Source organism: Streptomyces sp. NPDC058375 (assembly GCF_042723425.1).
Taxonomy (GTDB): domain Bacteria; phylum Actinomycetota; class Actinomycetes; order Streptomycetales; family Streptomycetaceae; genus Streptomyces; species Streptomyces durocortorensis.
In genome coordinates this window covers 1-1,556 of sequence record NZ_JBHXJG010000485.1, presented here as the reverse complement: position 1 = coordinate 1,556, position 1,556 = coordinate 1, and the positions used below count along the sequence as shown (strand labels likewise).

Below are 1,556 nucleotides of genomic sequence, written 5' to 3'. Positions count from 1 at the left end.
ACACCGCGCGCCCCGGGGGGCCTTCCGCATGTCCGGTCACCTTCGGTGACCGGGCGGTCGCGTTGCACGGGCTGCATCCCCTGGTCACAGAGTGGTCGAGACCACTTGTCGTCGCCGGTACGCGGATCTACTCTCCTGCCAGTTGTGCAGAACGAAACGCACGTTGCACGTGGTGCAACGCTTGACCGGTAGGGGTTCCGGATGAAGCTTTCTGCCCGAATTGCCGCCCCAGTCGCGGCGCTTGTGCTGGCCGGCCTCACCGCCACCGCCTGCGCACCGCAGACCTCCGACACCAGTGCGAAGAGTGACGACAAGAGCGGAACGCTCCGGGTCTGGCTCTTCCAGGAGGTCGGCAACAAGCCCAAGGAGAAGGTCGTCGACGCGGCCGTCGCCGACTTCGAGAAGACCCACAAGGGTGCGAAGGTCGAGATCGAGTACATACCCGTCGACACCCGCGCGCAGCGCATCAAGGCCGCGTTCAACGACCCCAAGAGCGCCCCCGACCTCATCGAGTACGGCAACAGCGACACCGCCGGATACGTCAAGGACGGCGGACTCGCCGATGTGACCGAGGAATTCGGTGCCTGGGACGAGGCCAAGGACACCGACCCGATCGCCAAGCAGTCCGTCACCGTGGACGGCAAGGTCTACGGCGCGCCCTTCTTCGTCGGCGTCCGCGCCCTCTACTACCGCACCGACGTCTTCAAGGACCTCGGCATCGATCCCCCCAAGTCCCAGGCCGAGTTGATCTCCACCGCCAAGAAGATCCGCAAGGCGAAGCCCGAGCTCTACGGCCTCGCGGTCGGCGGCGCGTACACCTACGGCGCGATGCCCTTCATCTGGGCCAACGGCGGCGAACTCGCGGGCGAGAGCGGCGGGACGTACACGTCCGGCATCAACAGCGAGAAGTCCCGCAAGGGCATCGAGGCCTACACCTCCCTCTTCGGCGACGACAACTGTCCGGCCGCCAAGTGCGCCTCCATGGGCGGCAACGCCACCGTGACCGCCTTCGCCTCCGGCAAGGCCGCCATGGCCATCGGCGGCGACTTCAGCCACGCGGCCGTCGAGGCGGGCGCGGTCAAGGGCAAGTACGCCGTCGTGCCCCTGCCCGGCGTCGCGGAGAACTCCATCGCCCCGGCCTTCGCGGGCGGCAACAACCTCGGCGTCCTCAAGAGCAGTTCGCACCGCACCCTCGCCGTCGACCTGATGAAGTCGCTGTCCGGCAAGAAGACCCAGGCCGAGATGTTCGACGCGATGGGCTTCCTGCCCACCTACACCGACGTCCTGGACAACGCCGCGAAGAAGGAGCCCTTCGTCGCCCCGTTCGTCGAGACCCTCGGCGCGGGTGCCAAGTTCGTCCCCGCCTCGCCGGCCTGGGGCCAGATCGACGCCTCGCTGATCCTGCCGACGATGTTCCAGGAGATCGTCGCCGGCCGTAAGGACGTGGCGGAGGCCTCGGACGACGCGGCGAAGAAGATGGACGCGGCCTTCACCGAAGCCGGCTGACGATGACCACGCACACCTCCCCGCTCAAGGCCCCTCCCACGGGCGCGGCC

General features: G+C 67.8%; 1 protein-coding gene. It reads left to right on the top strand.

Features of this window, described 5'->3' with window-relative positions:
* Window positions 1-201: 201 nt before the first annotated feature.
* Window positions 202-1,506: an extracellular solute-binding protein gene (locus ACFWM7_RS35240; RefSeq protein ID WP_383268854.1), complete on the top strand. Its 1,305-nt coding sequence runs from the start codon at window positions 202-204 to the stop codon at window positions 1,504-1,506.
* The last annotated feature ends 50 nt before the right edge of the window (window positions 1,507-1,556 follow it).